This window comes from Pseudomonas sp. Irchel s3f10 (genome assembly GCF_900187515.1).
Lineage (GTDB): Bacteria > Pseudomonadota > Gammaproteobacteria > Pseudomonadales > Pseudomonadaceae > Aquipseudomonas > Aquipseudomonas tensinigenes.
This window is the reverse complement of sequence record NZ_FYDZ01000002.1, coordinates 610,654-628,204: the sequence shown is the minus strand read 5'-3', so window position 1 is coordinate 628,204 and position 17,551 is coordinate 610,654. Positions and strand designations below refer to the sequence as shown.

Sequence of the window (17,551 nt, the reverse complement as noted above, 5' to 3'; positions counted from 1 at the left end):
CTTAAAAATCAATCCACCTAGGGATTGACTAATAATGTCCCATGGTGAAAAATAGCGAAACTCCAAGGGGAAAAGACCTGAGAAATCGAGTCCTTGGAGCGACGCTTCAATAATCATGAATGACTATTAGGAACCACTATTATGTACCCAACTAACGGCAGTCTGCCAAGCCCGATGGTCGATTCGGACATGGCTGTAGAGTATGACAACCGCCACGGCGCGGGCGACGCAAACGAAACTCCGCTTAAAGTCTTCATTGGCCACAATCTAGGGTTCCGTGTCTTCCTGATGTCGATCCCCTTCCGTAAGTTCGTCGAACTCTCAGAGGTGGCTAACGACGCCTCCGGTGAGGTAGCCCAGCGCGCCCTTGATGAGAACCATGCGAAAAAGCTGGGCATTTACATGCTTAAGGGGCTGGTATCGGCTGCCAAGATGGCCCGCATAGCAAAGAAAATCTCTGTACCACCGGCATTCGACAATCTGCTTAACTCGCTCGGCGAGCAGCCATATTTCTCGCTGCAACCCATTGTGTGCAACATCCGGGACGTAGCGCCGTTGCCGATGTCTGATGGTGTCGACGGGATTCGGGGTTACCCTGTCATTTCCTCTGCCAATGAATACGCATCGCACCAGATCTTCCTGTCTCAGCGCCACATCCTGTGGGTTGTCGACGGCCAGCATCGTCGTCATGCCGCAAAACTGGCCCTCAACTTCTTGGATGACCTGCGATCGCTACGCAAGTATCCAAGTAAGGGCTTGGTACTAGCCTCGAAGAAGGGTGAGTCAGTGTCCGAAGATGAGATGTTCGTATGGAACGAGGCGGCGACCGCTGCCCGTGGCTTCGCAACGCTGACCGTTGAGGCGCATCTCGGCCTGAACATTGACCAAGAACGTCAGTTGTTCCACGACCTGAACCGTTTGGGCAAAAAGGTTGATTCGTCGCTGGCCTTCCAGTTCGACGGCTCGAACCCGATCACACTCTTCATCAAAAACAAGCTGTCGGGTGATCTGGGCGTCGCAGTGACGAGCGTTGAGGCTAAAGACTGGTCGCAAGACACTGGCGCGGTGCTGCTGAAAGACATGGTAGGCATCAACGCCATTGCGTTCCTCAATAAGGGCAACGTGAGCGGTGCGACTCCGGCGGTTATTGAGCCTCGCGAGGCTATAGTACAGGAGCTGTGGGGCAAGATAAGCGAGATTCCTCACTTCGGCAGCGAGCAGGCGAGAGAGAAGACAATCGCCGCGCAGCCAGTCGTGTTGAAGGCCATGGCGAAAATCGTCTACGACCTGAACTTCAGCAACCGCCGCCCGGCGAACGCAGACGTGCTGTTTCAGCAGTTCTTGGAGCGCCTGCCATCGGTGGACTTCTCCCACGATAATCCGATGTGGAACTACTACGGCTTGAGCGCCGATGAGCGTCTGGAGTTCGGTCTGGCTGATCTAGCTGAATACCTGCCAGAGGATGCTCCAGGCACCGTCCGCGACGTAGGTGTGAAGCAGGGCGAATTCATTCGCTTCAGCGTCAAGCATAACGACGTGTTCCCGCTGCTGGGTGACATGCTCCGCTGGGCCACCGGCCTACCGAGCCGCCGCTCGACCGACAAGTGATACTCTACTGACAAGAAACCGCCCTTCGGGGCGGTTTTTTATTTGCGTCAGTTTGCTGGCATTGTCCCTTTAATGGGAGCAGTGGACGACAAAAGCTTTGGTCCGTAGAACTGGACTGAAATGGCATTGTGGGATGTGACCTGCGCGTTGGAGGGGATTGAGCTGAAATGGCGGGCGAGCGACATGCTCAGAGAGCACGGCATAGCGGCGGCAGTCAAGATCAATCCGTACGAGAATTGCCATCGCCATCGGCCTGACGTCCGAGGTTAAACGGCGAAGAATATGCTTGCGGCTGCTGCCCGCTCCCTCGTCTGAGTGAATCGTTTCGAGCGCTTCAACCACCTCACTCCAGCGTTAAGCTTTAGCTTTCAGATGGAGGCGACGTCAGAACCGATGACCAAAACCTGTTCAATGTGGCTCGGTGTTAAGAGCCATTGCCGTACCAACCTGCCTGCCGGAAATATGATTTCAAAATATCGCAGTACGAAAGAGCCGTCTGGAGGCGGCTGCAAGACTGATGGACGTTACGCGCTGGTCAACTCTTTCTTGATCCGGTAGACAGTTGCCACACCAACGCCAGTTAACTTGGCAACATCAGGGGCAGACATCGTTGGATGCTTTGCCATTACCGTCTGCACCCCATTCCACTTAGCAGCATTCTTGCCTTTGCCTGTTGGCTTCCAGCCAGGTTCAGCCGCACGCTTGTTCACCAGACCTTGCCGAATGCGTTCTACCCGCTTCTCTTGATCGAGGCGGCTCATGGTCGCCATCAAATCAATCAGCATTCCATTGATCACTTCCATGATCTGGCCCGTGATGCCCTTGTCCTCAATCAGCATATGGCTAGTGGGCAGGTCGGCTACAACCAGACGCAACCCTTTAGCCTTGATGGTTGCCTTGAGCGTGTCCCAGTCGCCTGTTGAAAGACGGCTCAGTCGGTCTACCGACTCCACTAGCAGCACCTCACCCTTCTCGGCAGTGTCCAGAAGGCGCATCAACTCAGGCCGGTTGAGCTTGGTGCCAGAGATGTTTTCGGCGTACACGCCAGTGATGGTTAAACCCTTCTCAGCGGCGAATGCTTCCAGTGCAACTCGGGCACGGTTGGCGTCCTGATCCTTGGTCGATGCACGCAGGTACAGATGTGTGTTCATGGCCTACTATCCTTTGCACTCATATTTGATAGACCTATGATAATACAGCTGAAATACTATCAGTTAGCTATTTTTTCTAGCTATATGATGTATCCGATAGACGTTTATCTGACTACCAGACTTGTCTACTTCATTGATAGGGCCGTTTCCAGCTGCTACCCCAGCCCCTGGCTTAGTCGAGACGCTGGTGGCAGTGCGTGCTGTGGCTATGAAATGGTTGGTCGGAGGTTTTCCGTACAAAGTCGTTATCAGAGGTGTTCGCTTTGTACTCTATGGGAGAGTACAAAGCCCGAGCACCGATATTCAGGTCGTACTCCTGCCCAGAGTACGAACGACCCCGGCTGGTTAGCTGGTTCAGAGTTGATCCTTCATTGCCGCCGAGATCACGGCACTAGCCAATAACCATGGTTATTATGTGGAATTAAAGAAGACGGGGCGATCTGCTTGATACCAATGCTTGTATTCCCCGGAAACAGAGGCTTTGGCGAGTCTAGGGTGGTGTAGGGGAGCTGACCAACGCCTGGGAGCGGATAGATACTGATTAGTTATTGATCAGCTGTATCGGGGTAAGAGAGGTCGACATCTTTCACTCGCTGAGAACCAGGGCCTCCACATCGGCGATGAGAGCAGAGGGCTTGCACTTCAACGCAACGGCAAGCTTGAAGATGATGTTGATGGTCGGTTGATTGACGCCTCGTTCGATGAGACTTACGTAATTCCGCTGAACATCGGCCTCCAGTGCCAGCTGCTCTTGGGTCAGCCCTGCAAGCTTTCGTCGCTCGCGAAGAACCCTACCGAATGCCAACCCTGCGTCCAAGCCATAACCCCCTGAGTGAGGGGTGAACTGTCGTTCCCATGGCTTACTACGTCTTCACAATATACTGTGAATATTTCGTTCTACATGGCACCATTCGCCTTAACGCTTTTGGCATTTCGGTCAGCCTGAGGGCCAGGCTAGAGCCATCGTGTGAGCTAGTTAAATTGACTACACACCCCCCAGGGAGCTGCGTGATGAACGAACAAAAAGGTACGTCCCCATATGTCGCTGATGGCGAAGGTGAAGCCTTATACGCCAACCCATCAGCTTTTATGGAGTTGAGTCGGTTGAATCGAACGAATCCGCACGCTGTATCAGTGATGCTTACGCTGATGTCGATCATGGGTGGCGACGGACTTGTACAGACTACCCTGGCGAAAGTGGCCAAACACTGCAACTCCACGCTGCAACAGGTCGAGAAGGCCATCGCTGACCTTGCGGATGCCGGTTGGATCATCTCCGTAGATGCGAGCACGGAGCCTGGAGGTCCTCTGGTGTGCTTTGTAAACACTGACCTGGCCAGAACTGAAAAGCCTGACGAGCAGATGTAAACCAACTCTCGGCTCCATGGTAGAGAACTGACTGATGACTGATAGAAAAGTACCTGAAGACCAAGCAGTACATGCACCACGGTATGCGTTTGAAGTCATGGCGGCTTGTACAGCGCTGGACGAGGACAAGGTGGCAGTGATGCTACTACTGCTGGTGCGGATGGACAGTAACCGTGGTGTGAGGATCGACACGTCTCTGTTACCTGATTTCCTTACGCTCAGTAATGAGCGGGTGGAACGTGCAGTCTCGAGCATCATTAAGAAGGGCTGGGTAGATTCAGTTGATGAAGATGCAATGCGGCACCGTGTCCTCGATTGCGTTGTCCACTCAGCCTTCATCCACTCGGATTTCGATACGCTGATGAGGGTGGTAAACACCCGCTTAACGGCAGTGGATGTTCACTAGGCGGAGAACTCTCCCAAACCCATCTCTGCACGCTAATGATCACATCTGGACGTTAACGTGCGTGGGAAGGGCTACCCCTAGCCCACCTAGATGGGCTACTTAAAGAATCTCAAATCGTGCTCGCTGCATTCCGATGCTTCGCCACCTGTATGCTAAGGTGCATTGACTGAGCTACCCCTAGCTCATCTGGCGAGCTACTTATGTGGCTTACCCGTGGGGCAACCCTGCACGTTAGTGATCAGTTCATTCAGGCTCCCTATGCCGCTCGGCATGGTTAACATGAAGATGAAGGGGGGCGGCTGCACCTTCCTTCCACCCTACTGGCATAAGATGTAATCGGTGGGGCAAGGGCAAGAAGCCCCACAAGCTTTTGACTTTAACTGTGCAGGTATATGGTGACTGAAAGTCACGGATTCTCAGACCTCTAGGTTTGTACTCTCCAAGATTACTACCTGTGCCTCAGGGCACGAGTAACAACTGTACATAGCACAGGGGAAAGATGGGGATTAACCCATCCCCTGATCTTGCTTTTTATTGTGCAAGGGACAATGGTGCCATAGGCATAGACTTATTCCCTGTGACCATAGTCACAGCTAACCTTCCTGCATTGATTAATCGTGGCTCACGCCACAAGGTATATCTGCAAGGTTCAGAGCAAAAGCAAAAGCGGGGAGGGGCTTCTGCCCCCTATCGCCCCTAGTTGTATAGAGTTGTAATCCGTGCCTCGGGCACAGGTTATTATGCTGTAGCGTAGACGCCACAAGATAAATATATAAAAGAGTTAATCTCATACAGTAGCGTGTCCGGCTCCCGCCATACACTAAGTATGGTAGGCGCGAATGATGGCTTTCGGACAGGCGAGAGTAATTCTCAACTATATGAACCTGTTGGCCACTTCCTTTATCCATCCCTGCGACTCTACAAATTCGAGGAAAGCGTCCCGTCGAGGGGGTTCAGGGTAGTAGTCCTGTTTATCTTCTTTGGCATAGCTACCGCCATAATTCTGGCCGGATTTGGATAGAGGGGCATCGGGAGTTTTCTCTAGCTCGTCCACGAGTGTTGCGGTTCTTTCCAGTAGTTTGTCAATTGGCTCTTTGCCGTAGTTCTTTACCGCTAGCTTCAGCAAGTATCTTTCGACTGCATAACGTTGCTTGACCTGTGCAAGCCGAGCTTCATCACTGTCCTCGTTCCATCGGGTTGCATGTAGGGCCATGTACTCAGCAACATGTTCATTGATTCTACTCACTAATCCATCTGCGGCGGAAAGTAGGTATTGGCTACTTGCCCTTGGGTCTTCTTCGCTTATCCAGTCCATGGTGAAGATTATGTCACATTCTTCCGTGATTGCTCGCTCCCTAACTTTTGCTCTTACGCGTTTTAACTTATCGCTGTCATAGTCGCTATTGTATCGTCCAGTTGATGTGTCCCAAGTACTACCGTACTCTTCATGCATTATGTGCCGAAGTTCGTAGTCACGAATACCACAAGGGCGACTAGCCAGTGTAAAGACTAGTTCCGTAGCCCTGACTAGTGGCGTTGGGATTTTCGTGACGGCCTTCTGTTTGTTTGGTGGCTTCGCGATATGAGCGGTCAATCGTTTGACTTGGCGTTCTGGTAGTCCAGTCTCCTTCATGATGTTAGCGATTGACATGCCGCCTTCACGAAGTTTGATAACGGTTGTCTCTGTTGAGGTTTCTGTAGTGCAGGTTGATGGGGTAGTGCTAGTTTTCATAGTGTTTCTTTATGTTCATTAAGCTCGTTTCATAGGCGAGTCTTCAGTTGGTCCACGGTTGTTCATTACCGGGAACATGCAAACCAATATCGCAGACGACAGGAATTCGCTTTGCTCAGTGGCCTGGCGGCATGAGCAAACAAAGTTATGGCATGGTTAGACGAAGTGTTGCGGGTCCAGCATCTGTCGCCGGGTATTGTTTCGGCATTTCAATGAAGTGTACATAGCGAATGGCCAGTGTGTAGTCACCAACCACCGCTCAAAAATACATCGCCAAGATCGGTCCATAAGGTCGCTCCCGGCTCAGTATTTTCCCAGTTTGGACTACGTCACTTAATTGGCAATGATGATGTTGTTATACGCATAAACTGCCAACTTTGCAGCGTCGAGCCAATCGTATTACAGACCATCTCGACCGTTCTGTTCAATGAACCGGCTAAGCCAAATCAAACCTTTTCCGGTGAGCATCGGATGCGCCTTTGCTTCAATCTCGCCAGTCTTACGATTTTCGTAGTCACCCAGCTTAACCTCAAATAGTCCGGCGTCCAGGTACTTCTGGTATGGCATATTAATACGGTTCGGACGGCTCATCAGAATCTTATGGTCACGCAGATACTGTAAATAGTTAGTGCGTCCTGTACCGAGAAGTTTAGAGGCTGTGATTGGGTTTAATAGGTCTTCTGTACCAGCCATACTGTCATAAAAACTCACCTTTACGGCGTCCTGTTGAATCTTCTCATCCTGCTTCCGTAGATGATTCGTGCAGGTGAACACTAGGGCCTGAAGGGTGGGGATATCGCTCAATGCCCGGAATGGCTTCAAGATGTCTCCCTCCAGTTCATGCAATCGATCAATAACCTTGGCCCGCAGGGATACGCTATAGCCTGTAAGCAGGATTTCTACCTCTCGGCGTGGAAGCATAATTTCCGAGGTGTATCCGCGAGAGTCTTCGCGAATTTCTACATGACGCAGTTCTGCGTCATCCTCCAGACCAAGGTCCGTAAGCATCACCTTCACGTCGCGAATAACATCTCCGTGGCGCTTTTTTGTTAGCTTTGCTAATTCTCTAGTACTCATGGTGATGAGGGGGGCTGAATTACCAATGTAATCAACCGCGTCGCTCTGCATATGGTGAGCGATAGGGCTCCCATTAGCCATGATGACAGCAATTGCGGTTGGGCTGTGTGAAGCGCTTGCGTATGTGTTTTGCATTTTCATATTATTCGTATCTTTATAAATTAAGGATGTAGCTTCCCGTCGCTACAACTTAGTAGCGTTTGATACGGGAGTAGGTAAACGTGTCTCGCACATTGTTGCAATACTGGGCGAGTTCAGTAGGTGTGTGGAGCGGTGCTAGGTCATAGCTGTGTCCTATAGTGTGTTATTCGGATTTCTCGGGGCAGCAGAAGGACGCCACGGGAACTTAGAGTACCGTTGTATTGTTAGGGGTTTTGGAATCAAAGTGCTTTATGGCTCTATGCTCAGCCAAGTATGCGAAGGCGATTCACTTATGTCATTTTATGTTCTCCGTCATTGATTGAGGGGTGGCACAGTCTTATCTTGCAATTATGGCATGGTAGTTACTCGTATAATTGAAACTAGGGCTACAAGTTATGGAGTTGACAAATCGCAGGCACGCAAAAAACCCTGTGCAGTTCTCGGTATTCCCGAGCTCGGCAGAGAGTTGTGGTGCTTCTTTGTCCGATGGACCTGTACATCTGGGTGAGGCGTGCTGCTAATCTTAGCGAGTTGGTCATCGCTGTCAACAGGTATTCGCGATTTTTTGTAACTTGGTGGAGGCACCTTTGACAGGGCTGTTGTTTCGTGTTGCTTTTTGTTGGTCTGAATACTATCAGGGTGGTGCGGATTGTCAAAGTAAACTTTTTCGCAAGTTCGGGGTATTTGAACTTCTGGCAACTTTGGTATCAGTGCGCCATCAACTTCCAGGAAGAGTAAATGACGCCGGCTTGTTTATCGTAGCGACACATCTTTGTATAAGGTGACTTTGTCCTGAGCGTCGGGCATCGCCTTCAGCGGGCTGCGTCTGCCATAGATGCTGAACGTGACCGAACCGTTTTCGTGTCCGGCAATTCGCTTCGATGGGGATGGACGGGCGTTCCTCATACGGTCTGCTTATCCAGGGTTACGGGCCGCCCCCCCGTCAATCTCGGTTCACCCATGCAATCTTCCTTTTCCATTGGAAGCAGACCAGCAGCTTTCGCGAGGCTGGGGAGCTTCTTTATCTCCGAGGCCATTCGCGACAGCGGGTTGGTGCCATAGCTGTCCCCCATGTGCCCTGAAGCATGCCCGGTGATCCAGTCGCTGACCTCTTTGGGTATGCCGTGTTCTCTAGCCAGTGTCTTGAAGCTGTGTCGGAACGCGTGCAGGGGATGGCGACCTAGTTGATACACGCCGCAGAGCTGAGTAATCGGACGCCATGATTTGGAGACGATTCCTGCAAAACCATCGGAGACTTTGAGCAACTGAGGGAAAACCCTCGTTCCCGGCTCGCGTTGCTGTACGAGGGACAGCAGGCCAAGGGCGATCAGGTCAGGATGGACAGGAATTTCCCTTCGACTGCTGTCCGTTTTGACGGACTTGTCGGGGCGGTCGTCAATGACGCGGATGAACCATGAGTCCCCTTCGTGCTGGTGAATGTCTTCAACATACAGCTGAGCCAGCTCTTCGCGACGGCCACCGGTGTAAGCGGCTATCAACGGTATCCAGAACACTGCGTTGCCCGGACGGCCCTCGGCAGTTCGAAGCCGCTGGAACTCGGCGTGACTAAAAAGTGTGACCAGTTCGCTCCAGCTGTACCCTCGGTTATCGTCTAGGCGGCGCTTCGGTTTACCTGATCCTAAACGCTTGTGAATCCGAGATGTACTGACGGGATTGGTTTCAATCAAGCCGGAGTCCACCGAAAACGTCAGCACCGATGACAGCCTTGCCAATAACAGTCGCGTAGATGAGGTAGCCAGAGGCTTGACCTCGGGCTCCGAAGGCTGGATCAGGTTGCTAGCGAACTTGTGGACATCCGAAGGCTGGATTGCCGCAATGGTCATGTCGCCCATGTCAGTGATGTAGCGATTGACAGCACGGGTGTAGTCGACAGCATGACGACGAGAAACGTACTCCGACCTGCCCGACATGGAGATGGACTGGACGTAGCGGGCAAGCGCTTCTGAAAGCTTTATGGAGGTTTCTATGCGTGCAGGCAGATAAGAGGCAGTTGGGGGCCTGGCTATCACCTCTAGCGTATGGTGCTCAATGCAGAGCCCTTGGCGGGCATCACTGAATAGTCGTTCGGAATCCGCGTACGCAACGGCAAACGCGGCCTTCGCTTGGTGGTGGTTTCGCGTGTTCAGCGAACGGCGAATCTCGGTCTTGCCGATTATATCCCTTAGATCATCCGGCACCCTGCGTCGGAGGTAGTAGATGCCCGAGTCGGGGTGCCGGAATGGTTGTGCTATGAGTGCCATGTGTACCAGCCTTGTGTATCAGTTGGCTGGGAAAGGGCAGTTCAAGTGTGATCAGCAAACGTGTTCTTACAGTCAATCATGACCGCGTTAGCGCTGAGTCACCAGATTCTCGGCGCCACGCTCACGCACCCAGAACAACGTTGCCCCGGCCACTGCGGCCGGCATCATCAGGATGTTGACCACCGGAATCAGCAGCACCAGATAGACGATCCCGCCAAAACTCATGCTCTGCCAGCGCTTCTGGCGCAGCCAGGCGAGCATCTCGTTCCAGCCGAGTTTGTGGTTGTCCGCCGGGTAGTCGATGTACTGGATCGCCATCATCCACACACCGAACAGCAGCCACAGCGGTGCGGCGATGATGTTCACCACCGGGATGAACGAGAGGATGAACAGGCCGATGGCGCGGGGCAGGAAGTAGCCGAGTTTGCGCATTTCCCGGGCGAGGGTGCGCGGGACCATCGCAATCAGTTCACCCCAGCTGAACGCCGGGAAATCATCGGTGCCACGCACCACCACTTCGACTTTTTCCGCAAGAAAGCCGTTGAACGGTGCGGCGATCACGTTGGCCAGCATCGTGAAGGTGAAAAACACCATCAACGCCACCAGCACCACGAACAAGGGCCAGAGGATGTAGCTTAGAAAGCTCAGCCATTCGGGCAGCGATGGCATCAGCGTATCGACCCACAGGCTGAACTGGTGGCCGGCCAGATAGATCAATCCGACGAACAGCACCAGATTGATCGCCAGCGGCAACAACACGAACAGGCGCAAGCCAGGGCTGAGAACCAGTTTCAGGCCTTCGCGCAGGTATTGCGGGCCGGACAGAACAGGGGCGGGCATAAGGTGCTCCGAGCAAGGGAAAACGCGCCGACCTTACCGACTTTGCAACGGCGGCGAAAGCGCGGTAGAGCGATCGACATTCACTGTAACAAAGACGTCCATCTCGTCAGTGTGTCGGCATAGAGACCACCTATGAGCTGGATTGTTAAACCGTATTTCCTTAATCTTGCCCCCCTCGATACGCTGCACCCAACTTTTTACAGGACTGTCGAGCTCAAGCCTTCCCCAAGGTTTTCCACGGTCCTTTTTTATTCCCGCCGGCAGTCCGGCGATCCGGGCCTGTGTTTCGGCCCGGTCAACAGGAGCAGGTCATGTCTGAAGTCCGTCATTCGCGAGTGATTATTCTCGGTTCCGGCCCTGCCGGTTACAGCGCAGCGGTATACGCGGCCCGTGCCAACCTCAAGCCACTGCTGATCACCGGCATGCAGGCTGGCGGTCAACTGACCACCACCACCGAAGTCGACAACTGGCCGGGCGACGTTCACGGCCTGACTGGCCCGGTGCTGATGGAGCGCATGCGTGAACACGCCGAGCGTTTTGAAACCGAGATCGTCTTCGACCACATCAACGCTGTGGACTTCGCTTCCAAGCCGTACTCCTTGACCGGCGATAGCGCGACCTACACCTGCGACGCCCTGATCATCGCTACTGGCGCCAGTGCTCGTTACTTGGGCCTGCCGTCGGAAGAAGCGTTCATGGGTAAAGGTGTTTCCGCCTGCGCAACCTGCGACGGTTTCTTCTACCGCAACAAGCCGGTAGCTGTGGTCGGTGGTGGCAACACTGCGGTTGAAGAGGCACTGTACCTGGCCAACATCGCCAGCACTGTGACGCTGATCCACCGTCGCGAAACCTTCCGCGCCGAAAAGATCCTGATCGACAAGCTCAACGCTCGCGCCGCTGAAGGCAAGATCATCCTCAAGTTGAACGCCAACCTCGACGAAGTGCTGGGCGACAACATGGGCGTGACCGGTGCGCGTCTGAAGAACAACGACGGCAGCTTCGACGAAATCACCGTCGACGGCGTGTTCATCGCCATCGGCCACACCCCGAACACATCGCTGTTCGAAGGCCAGCTGACCCTCAAAGACGGTTATCTGGTGGTGCAGGGCGGCCGTGACGGCAACGCGACTGCGACCAGCGTCGAAGGTATCTTCGCCGCCGGTGACGTGGCTGACCACGTTTACCGTCAAGCCATCACCTCGGCCGGCGCCGGCTGCATGGCGGCACTGGACACCGAACGTTACCTGGACGGTCTGCAGAACGCTTCGTTCTAAGATCGCAGGCATAAAAAAACCGGCCAGAGATTGGCCGGTTTTTTTGTGCCCGTTATTCCTGCTCCAACGCAATTCATTGTAGGAGTGAGCCTGCTCGCGATAGCGGTGTACCGGTCAACATATGAGTCGACTGATACACCGCTATCGCGAGCAGGCTCACTCCTACAGGGGGGCGTTGCAGCTGGGATCAGCGGCGAGTCAGGGGCGGGGCGGTAAACTTCACGCCAATCAGACCGTGTTTGATCAACGCGCGAATATTGCCGTGATCACTGCCCTCAGGCGTCGCCACTACCGAGCGGTAATGCTCGCCGAACGCCAACAGCGCTTCTTCATCGCTCAGACCTTCCAGCAGCGCCAAGCCCAGGGTCTTGCACGAGCCTTCGTTCTGTCCGGCGGCGTTTTCCACGCCACCGTTGTTGAAGGCTTGCGGCTGGTAGTCGTAACCGGCGGCGATGAACGCCAGGGTGTCGGCGAAAGCGTGTTCGCCGCTGTTGAGGCTGGCGCGCAGGGTGTTCAGATCACTCATGGGTTTTTCCTTTGGCGAACGCCGCTTGCTGGTCGGCGTTGGCTTCTTGCTGATATTGGGCTTTCCACTCGGCGTATGGCATGCCGTAAACCACTTCGCGGGCATCGTCGAGGCTGACCTCGATCTGGCGCTCGTCGGCTTCGGCCTTGTACCACTTCGACAGGCAGTTGCGGCAGAACCCGGCGAGGTTCATCAGGTCGATGTTCTGCACGTCCTTGCGGCTGTCCAGGTGGGCGACCAGCCGGCGGAAAGCGGCGGCTTCGAGTTCGAGGCGTTGTTGATCAGTCATGGGGGTCTCTGCGAGACAGCTTTGAGCGGCAAGCTTCAAGCTGCAAGATTGGATCGGGGTCGGCCGTTAGCTTACCGCTTGCAGCTCGAAGCTTGAAGCTCAGCGGCTAGCCGCGAGCGTGATCGACACCGACTCGGCAAAACGCAGCGCATGCGGCTTGTCGACTTCGACTTCGGCGTACAGCACCGAACCGTTACTCATCACCAGATCGAGCAATTCCTGCGTCAGCCGTTCGAGCAGCGCAAAGCGATTGCCCTCGACGTGCGCGATGATCGCTTTGGTGATGGTGCGGTAATTCAGCGCGTGGTCGATGTCGTTGTCACGCACCGCTTCCTGAGCGGCATACAGAATGGTCAGGTTGATCAGCACATCCTGTTTGTTGAGGATTTCCTCCTCGTTGATCCCGATAAAGGTGCGCAAGCGCAGATCCTTGACTCGGATGCGCGCCATTCCCGGTTGAAGTTGTGGCATTTACTTGCTCCGTCCAATCAATTGCAGGAACTCCTGACGGGTGTTGCTCGACTCGCGAAAGGCGCCGAGCATGACCGAGGTGTTCATGGTCGAATTCTGTTTTTCGACACCGCGCATCATCATGCACATGTGTCTGGCCTCGATGACCACCGCGACGCCGGCGGCATCGGTGACTTGTTGCACCGCATCGGCGATTTGCCGGGTGAGGTTTTCCTGAATCTGCAGGCGGCGGGCGAACATGTCCACCAGGCGCGCGATTTTCGACAGGCCCAGCACCTTGCCTGTCGGAATATAAGCCACATGGGCCTTGCCGATGAAGGGCAGCAGGTGATGTTCGCACAAAGAGTACAACTCGATGTCGGCGACAATGATCATTTCGTCGCTGTCGGAGGCAAACAGCGCGCCATTGACGATCTCGTCGACGCTCTGCTCATAGCCATGACACAGGTATTGCATGGCCTTGGCCGCGCGCAGCGGGGTGTCGAGCAATCCTTCACGGTCGGGATCTTCCCCGAGGCCGATGAGGATTTCGCGGTAATTCTCGGGCAGTGAGCGGGCCATGGACTTCCTCGCAGGCAGGCGTTATTTGACGTGCCTTCCGCCGTTGACGGTCAGGGTTGTCCCGGTGACATAAGGGTTGTCGAGCAGATAACGCAGGCTCTGATAGATCACTTCGCTGCCGGGTTCGATGCCCAGCGCGGATTTCGCCAGCGCCTTGGCGCGGTACGCCGCGTCGTCGTCGGGATTGAACAATAGCAGGGCCGGGGCGATGCCGTTGACCTTGATGGCCGGCGCATAGCGGGCGGCGAAGGACAGCGTCAGGTTGTCGAGCCCGGCCTTGGTGGCGCAATAACCGATGTGCTTGCTGCTGCCTTTGCGGGTGACATCGTCGCTGATATGGATGATGTCGGCGGGCGTCGAGCGCCTCAACAATTCACCGCAGTGCAGGTTGATCAGGTACGGCGCGAGCATGTGCAGATTGAACATGCGCGTGAAGGCTTCGGCCTCGCTGTCCGGGGTTTCGGCCAGCCACTCGGAAGCGTTGTGCACGATGGCGCGCAGGCTCTCGGTGTGGGTTTTCAGTGTTTCGATGAAGACGAGAATCCCGGCTTCGCTGGAGAAATCGGCGAACAGGCCGATGGCGCCCAGATCGCGCAGTGTCTGCACGCCGGGGCGTTCGCTGCGGTAGGTGAAGATGACGCGATGGCCTTCTTCGAGTAACCGCTGCGCGCAATGCAGACCGACACGCTGGCCGGCACCGGTGATGAGGATCGGGGCTGAGGAATCAGGCATGAACGGCTCGCATCGCGGTGGGAGCAAAAACTATAACAGCGACGAGCCTGAAAAGATCGCAGCCTGCGGCAGCTCCTACCCCGGTCTGTATTCAGTCCTGTAGGAGCTGTCGAGTGCAACGAGGCTGCGATCTTTAATGTTTTTGAGGTGTCGCCGAAACAGGCAGGCGCACCGGCGTGCTGTTCAGCCAGTTCGCCAGCAGGCGCGTCGACAGCGGTATAAAGAGGTAAACCATCAGCGGCGTCAGGCACGCCGTGCTGATCAATACGCGCGGCAACAAACCCATGTCAGCGAGCAACGGGCCGAGGACAAAGTTGAACAACAGTGACACCGGAAAAAACGCCAGCCAGATCGCGACAGCCTGCTTCCAGCGCGGTGGACGCTGACCGGCCGCGCCGAACCAGCCTTCGATTCCACTGACCCGATGCTCTTTCGGGTGGGCGAAGAGATCGCTGCCACGGCTCAACCACGCGGTACGGGATGCCGAATGCTCCCACGCATGCAACGTCTGCTCATCGACAAAGCGAAAAATGATCTGGAATTCGTTATCGCCGGGTGGCGGAGCGAGCACGCCAGAACCCAGGTAACCGGGGAAATCTGTGGCCAGTTGTTCGCCTTCGCGCAGCCAAGCGATCAGATCCTGATAGCGACCATCGGCGACGCGACGCGCTACCATCAGCGTGACGGGGGAAGTAGACATTTTGTATCTCCGTATTTCGAGTGCGTCACTCCGGGTAGGAATTTCGCCTGACGCAGGGCCGGGGTAGAGGCCTGCGTTTTCAACAAGCAAGGATTATTCCGGTTTTTCACGATTAAACCAGCGACTTTCGTCGCATTTCATCACTTGAATCCCATTGGGGCATAAGCGTTAGAATGGGATCCAATTGAACCGACATGGAAGTTGAACGCCATATGCCTGTCATAACGGACGCAAGCCCAGCTACGCAGGCCTCTGTTACGCTCGAACGCGCTGATCTGTTCCCGATCCGTGAGGTCGCACGCCTCACCGGTGTAAACCCGGTGACCTTGCGCGCCTGGGAGCGACGCTATGGTTTGATTCAGCCGACACGCACCGAAAGCGGGCATCGGCTCTATTCGATGACCGATATCGAGCGGGTGCGCAGCATCGTCGACTGGATTGATCGCGGTGTCGCCGTGAGCAAAGTCGGCAAGATCCTCGCCAAGACCGAACCGATGAAAGTGCTGGCGCACATCATCCCCGATGATCTGGTGCAGGCTGATTACCTGCAGTGGCAGGAACAGATTCAGCAGGCGGTCAGCGCATTCGATGATCAGCAACTGGACCGTGTCTATGGCCAGATTTTCTCTTCTTACTCATTGCCGGTGGTGTTTCAGGACATCCTGATGCCGCTGTGGCTGCAATTGTTGCAGCGCCAGGAGGCTTTCGGGCAAACCAGCGAGTGGCTGTTTTTCGATGGCTTCCTGCGGGCGCGGGTGTTGCAACGGATCGTCATGCTGCGCGGCACCCAACCGCGCCGTGTGATCGTCAGCGCGCTGGCCGGGCAATGTCGAGAGCTGGAGTTGCTGGTGGCGGCGCTGTTTCTCAGCGACAGCAATGCCGGTGTTCGCGTGCTGACGACAGGTCAGCCGTTCGATGAGCTGACGTTGGTGTGCGAAAAGATCAAACCTGATGCACTCGTGCTGTTTTCCAATCACGCGCCCAGCACCGAGTTGCCTCGGCGTCTGAACCGGTTGGCGTTGAGCCTCGATTGTCAGTTGATGCTGGCGGGCGATGCTTCAGATCTGGCGCAGGACAGCCTGGCCGGATCCTCTGTTGCCTGTCTGGGCAATGAAGGGGCGAACATGCGTCAGCGCATGCTGCAGTTTCTGGCCGGGAAGCTGGATACCTGAAACTCAGGTGTGAAGCGCAGGATGGGTGAGGCGATGTTGCTGCAGGATGAACTGACGCAGGCGTTCGGTTTCGTCGGTGTCGGTCTGGCTCAGTTCGTAGGCATAGAAACCATTTTCGGTTTCCCGTTCGAAATTGCCACGCAATGAAATCCGCTCGTAACCCGAAGGGCTGAACCACAACGCGAAATGCTTGGGTGGTTTGGTCTTGTTGCGCACTTCCAGTAGCACACCTTTGTGCGAAACCTCGTGGACCCACAACGTGCCCGGCTGACCCTTGGCGTTCTCCAGGGCGACTGGCTCTTCGAGAGTCAGTCGCCATGGCCGCACCATCGGGCCGTCTTCATAAATGCTCGGTACGCCGAGGCGCAGATGCAGCGCGTGAAACTCGTCCTCCACCAAATGCAGCGGGAAGGTCATTTGCTGGTTTTCGAAGTTGGCCTGAATGGTCACTTGCTCGTGAGCGGCCAGGCGCGTGAGCAAATCTCGGATCTGCGAACCGCCATTAACCAGCAGACTCGACGTCGCATCCCGCACGTTCAGTTGCGGGTTGTGCTGCATGGTCTGGATGAAATCCAGCTCATCCTGAGTGAGAAGGGCGTCGCGCTGCATGGCTAACTCGAAAGATATAGATACAAAGTCATTGGTGATTGTAGTTAATGACACTTAGTTCGCGATTTTGTTTTGACCGTTTGTCGCTTTCAGTGCAGCCAATTCTGCTTTGAGGGCAGCGACTTCAGCTTCCAGTTGAACAACGCGCTGTTGCGCCTTGACCTGAACGGTGACGTCCTTCTGCACGCCAACGAAATACGTTTGCCCGTCTTCGACGTTTTTCACCGTCGAAATCGACAGTTCATTCCAGAACGGCGTACCGTCCTTGCGATAGTTGCGCAGGATTTCCCGGCACGAGCCGCCGTTATCCAGCGTTTCGCGAATCAGTTTCAGGCTGTCCTGATCTCGGTCACCAGACTGCAGAAAGCGGCAGTCCTGATAGAGGATTTCCTCACTGGTGTAGCCGGTCAGTCGTTCAAAGGCCGGGTTCACATAGATCAGGATATCGTTCTGTTCACCTTCCTTTTCGGCGACCACGATGCCGTCGTTCGACGCGTTGATTACCATTTGCAGCAGGCTGGCGTTGATCATCTTTGAATCCTTTCAGAGTTGTCAGTGGCTCGCATTCTAGAAGAACCGTAGGCGCTGTCTACTGGCCATTATCGCCAGTTGAGATTCAATCGCAGCTTTGCG

At 54.8% G+C, this 17,551-nt stretch carries 19 protein-coding genes; 5 read left to right on the top strand and 14 right to left on the bottom strand.

All coding sequences use genetic code 11. The annotated features are described in order from the left end of the window. Positions 1 to 141: 141 nt before the first annotated feature. Positions 142 to 1,608: a DNA sulfur modification protein DndB gene (locus tag CKW17_RS08070; RefSeq protein WP_095119454.1), complete on the top strand. Its 1,467-nt coding sequence runs from the start codon at positions 142 to 144 to the stop codon at positions 1,606 to 1,608. 524 nt (positions 1,609 to 2,132) lie between these two features. Here the strand turns inward: CKW17_RS08070 and CKW17_RS08065 are convergent. Both CKW17_RS08065 and CKW17_RS08060 read right to left on the bottom strand, forming a co-directional pair. After that, entirely contained in the window at positions 2,133 to 2,759 is a 627-nt protein-coding gene (locus tag CKW17_RS08065; RefSeq protein WP_095119453.1) for a recombinase family protein, read from the bottom strand. A gap of 586 nt (positions 2,760 to 3,345) precedes the next feature. Continuing rightward, the gene (locus tag CKW17_RS08060; protein ID WP_095119452.1) at positions 3,346 to 3,576 is read right to left on the bottom strand and encodes a helix-turn-helix domain-containing protein; all 231 of its coding nucleotides are present in this window, start codon (positions 3,574 to 3,576) and stop codon (positions 3,346 to 3,348) included. Positions 3,577 to 3,770: 194 nt separating this feature from the next. On the opposite strand from CKW17_RS08060, the gene CKW17_RS08055 reads away from it, so the two are divergent. Both CKW17_RS08055 and CKW17_RS08050 read left to right on the top strand, forming a co-directional pair. Beyond that, a complete protein-coding gene (locus tag CKW17_RS08055; protein ID WP_095119451.1) occupies positions 3,771 to 4,127 on the top strand; it encodes a hypothetical protein in 357 nt (118 codons plus the stop codon). 34 nt (positions 4,128 to 4,161) lie between these two features. Then, positions 4,162 to 4,533 carry a hypothetical protein gene (locus tag CKW17_RS08050; protein ID WP_095119450.1) on the top strand — a complete coding sequence of 124 codons (372 nt, stop codon included), beginning with the start codon at positions 4,162 to 4,164 and terminating at the stop codon, positions 4,531 to 4,533. Positions 4,534 to 5,407: 874 nt separating this feature from the next. Here CKW17_RS08050 and CKW17_RS08045 read toward each other — a convergent pair. The 4 genes from CKW17_RS08045 to cysZ all read right to left on the bottom strand — a co-directional run bounded on the left by CKW17_RS08045 (position 5,408) and on the right by cysZ (position 10,584). Continuing rightward, the gene (locus CKW17_RS08045; protein WP_141234559.1) at positions 5,408 to 6,265 is read right to left on the bottom strand and encodes a hypothetical protein; all 858 of its coding nucleotides are present in this window, start codon (positions 6,263 to 6,265) and stop codon (positions 5,408 to 5,410) included. A 399-nt stretch (positions 6,266 to 6,664) separates the two neighbouring features. Beyond that, positions 6,665 to 7,483 (bottom strand): phage antirepressor KilAC domain-containing protein, encoded by an 819-nt coding sequence (locus CKW17_RS08040; RefSeq protein ID WP_095119448.1) that lies wholly within the window; start codon positions 7,481 to 7,483, stop codon positions 6,665 to 6,667. A gap of 902 nt (positions 7,484 to 8,385) precedes the next feature. Further along, entirely contained in the window at positions 8,386 to 9,744 is a 1,359-nt protein-coding gene (locus CKW17_RS08035) for a site-specific integrase (RefSeq protein ID WP_095119447.1), read from the bottom strand. Positions 9,745 to 9,831: 87 nt separating this feature from the next. Then, a complete protein-coding gene (gene cysZ, locus CKW17_RS08030) occupies positions 9,832 to 10,584 on the bottom strand; it encodes a sulfate transporter CysZ (RefSeq protein ID WP_007912358.1) in 753 nt (250 codons plus the stop codon). A gap of 311 nt (positions 10,585 to 10,895) precedes the next feature. Between cysZ and trxB the strand changes: the two genes are divergently transcribed. After that, positions 10,896 to 11,858, top strand: coding sequence for a thioredoxin-disulfide reductase (trxB, locus tag CKW17_RS08020; protein ID WP_095119446.1), 963 nt, complete (start codon positions 10,896 to 10,898; stop codon positions 11,856 to 11,858). 187 nt (positions 11,859 to 12,045) lie between these two features. Here trxB and CKW17_RS08015 read toward each other — a convergent pair whose 3' ends face one another. From CKW17_RS08015 to CKW17_RS07990, 6 genes are all read right to left on the bottom strand, one after another. Continuing rightward, positions 12,046 to 12,384, bottom strand: coding sequence for a HopJ type III effector protein (locus CKW17_RS08015; RefSeq protein WP_095119445.1), 339 nt, complete (start codon positions 12,382 to 12,384; stop codon positions 12,046 to 12,048). Then, complete coding sequence (locus CKW17_RS08010) at positions 12,377 to 12,673, bottom strand: DUF1244 domain-containing protein (protein ID WP_016987026.1); 297 nt, start codon at positions 12,671 to 12,673, stop codon at positions 12,377 to 12,379. Before CKW17_RS08010 ends, CKW17_RS08015 begins: the two co-directional genes overlap by 8 nt. Before the next feature lie 99 nt (positions 12,674 to 12,772). Beyond that, positions 12,773 to 13,144, bottom strand: a complete 372-nt coding sequence (folX, locus tag CKW17_RS08005; RefSeq protein WP_095119444.1) for a dihydroneopterin triphosphate 2'-epimerase — start codon at positions 13,142 to 13,144, stop codon at positions 12,773 to 12,775. Beyond that, complete coding sequence (gene folE / locus CKW17_RS08000; protein WP_095119443.1) at positions 13,145 to 13,705, bottom strand: GTP cyclohydrolase I FolE; 561 nt, start codon at positions 13,703 to 13,705, stop codon at positions 13,145 to 13,147. Between the two features lie 21 nt (positions 13,706 to 13,726). Further along, positions 13,727 to 14,437, bottom strand: a complete 711-nt coding sequence (gene folM / locus CKW17_RS07995) for a dihydromonapterin reductase (protein ID WP_095119442.1) — start codon at positions 14,435 to 14,437, stop codon at positions 13,727 to 13,729. 133 nt (positions 14,438 to 14,570) lie between these two features. Beyond that, the gene (locus CKW17_RS07990) at positions 14,571 to 15,137 is read right to left on the bottom strand and encodes an antibiotic biosynthesis monooxygenase (protein WP_095119441.1); all 567 of its coding nucleotides are present in this window, start codon (positions 15,135 to 15,137) and stop codon (positions 14,571 to 14,573) included. Between the two features lie 212 nt (positions 15,138 to 15,349). On the opposite strand from CKW17_RS07990, the gene CKW17_RS07985 reads away from it, so the two are divergent. After that, a complete protein-coding gene (locus tag CKW17_RS07985; RefSeq protein WP_095119604.1) occupies positions 15,350 to 16,309 on the top strand; it encodes a MerR family transcriptional regulator in 960 nt (319 codons plus the stop codon). 3 nt (positions 16,310 to 16,312) lie between these two features. Here CKW17_RS07985 and CKW17_RS07980 read toward each other — a convergent pair whose 3' ends face one another. Both CKW17_RS07980 and CKW17_RS07975 read right to left on the bottom strand, forming a co-directional pair. Then, entirely contained in the window at positions 16,313 to 16,918 is a 606-nt protein-coding gene (locus tag CKW17_RS07980) for a hypothetical protein (RefSeq protein ID WP_034154507.1), read from the bottom strand. A 54-nt stretch (positions 16,919 to 16,972) separates the two neighbouring features. After that, positions 16,973 to 17,449, bottom strand: a complete 477-nt coding sequence (locus CKW17_RS07975; RefSeq protein WP_095112662.1) for a PAS domain-containing protein — start codon at positions 17,447 to 17,449, stop codon at positions 16,973 to 16,975. Between the last annotated feature and the right edge of the window lie 102 nt (positions 17,450 to 17,551).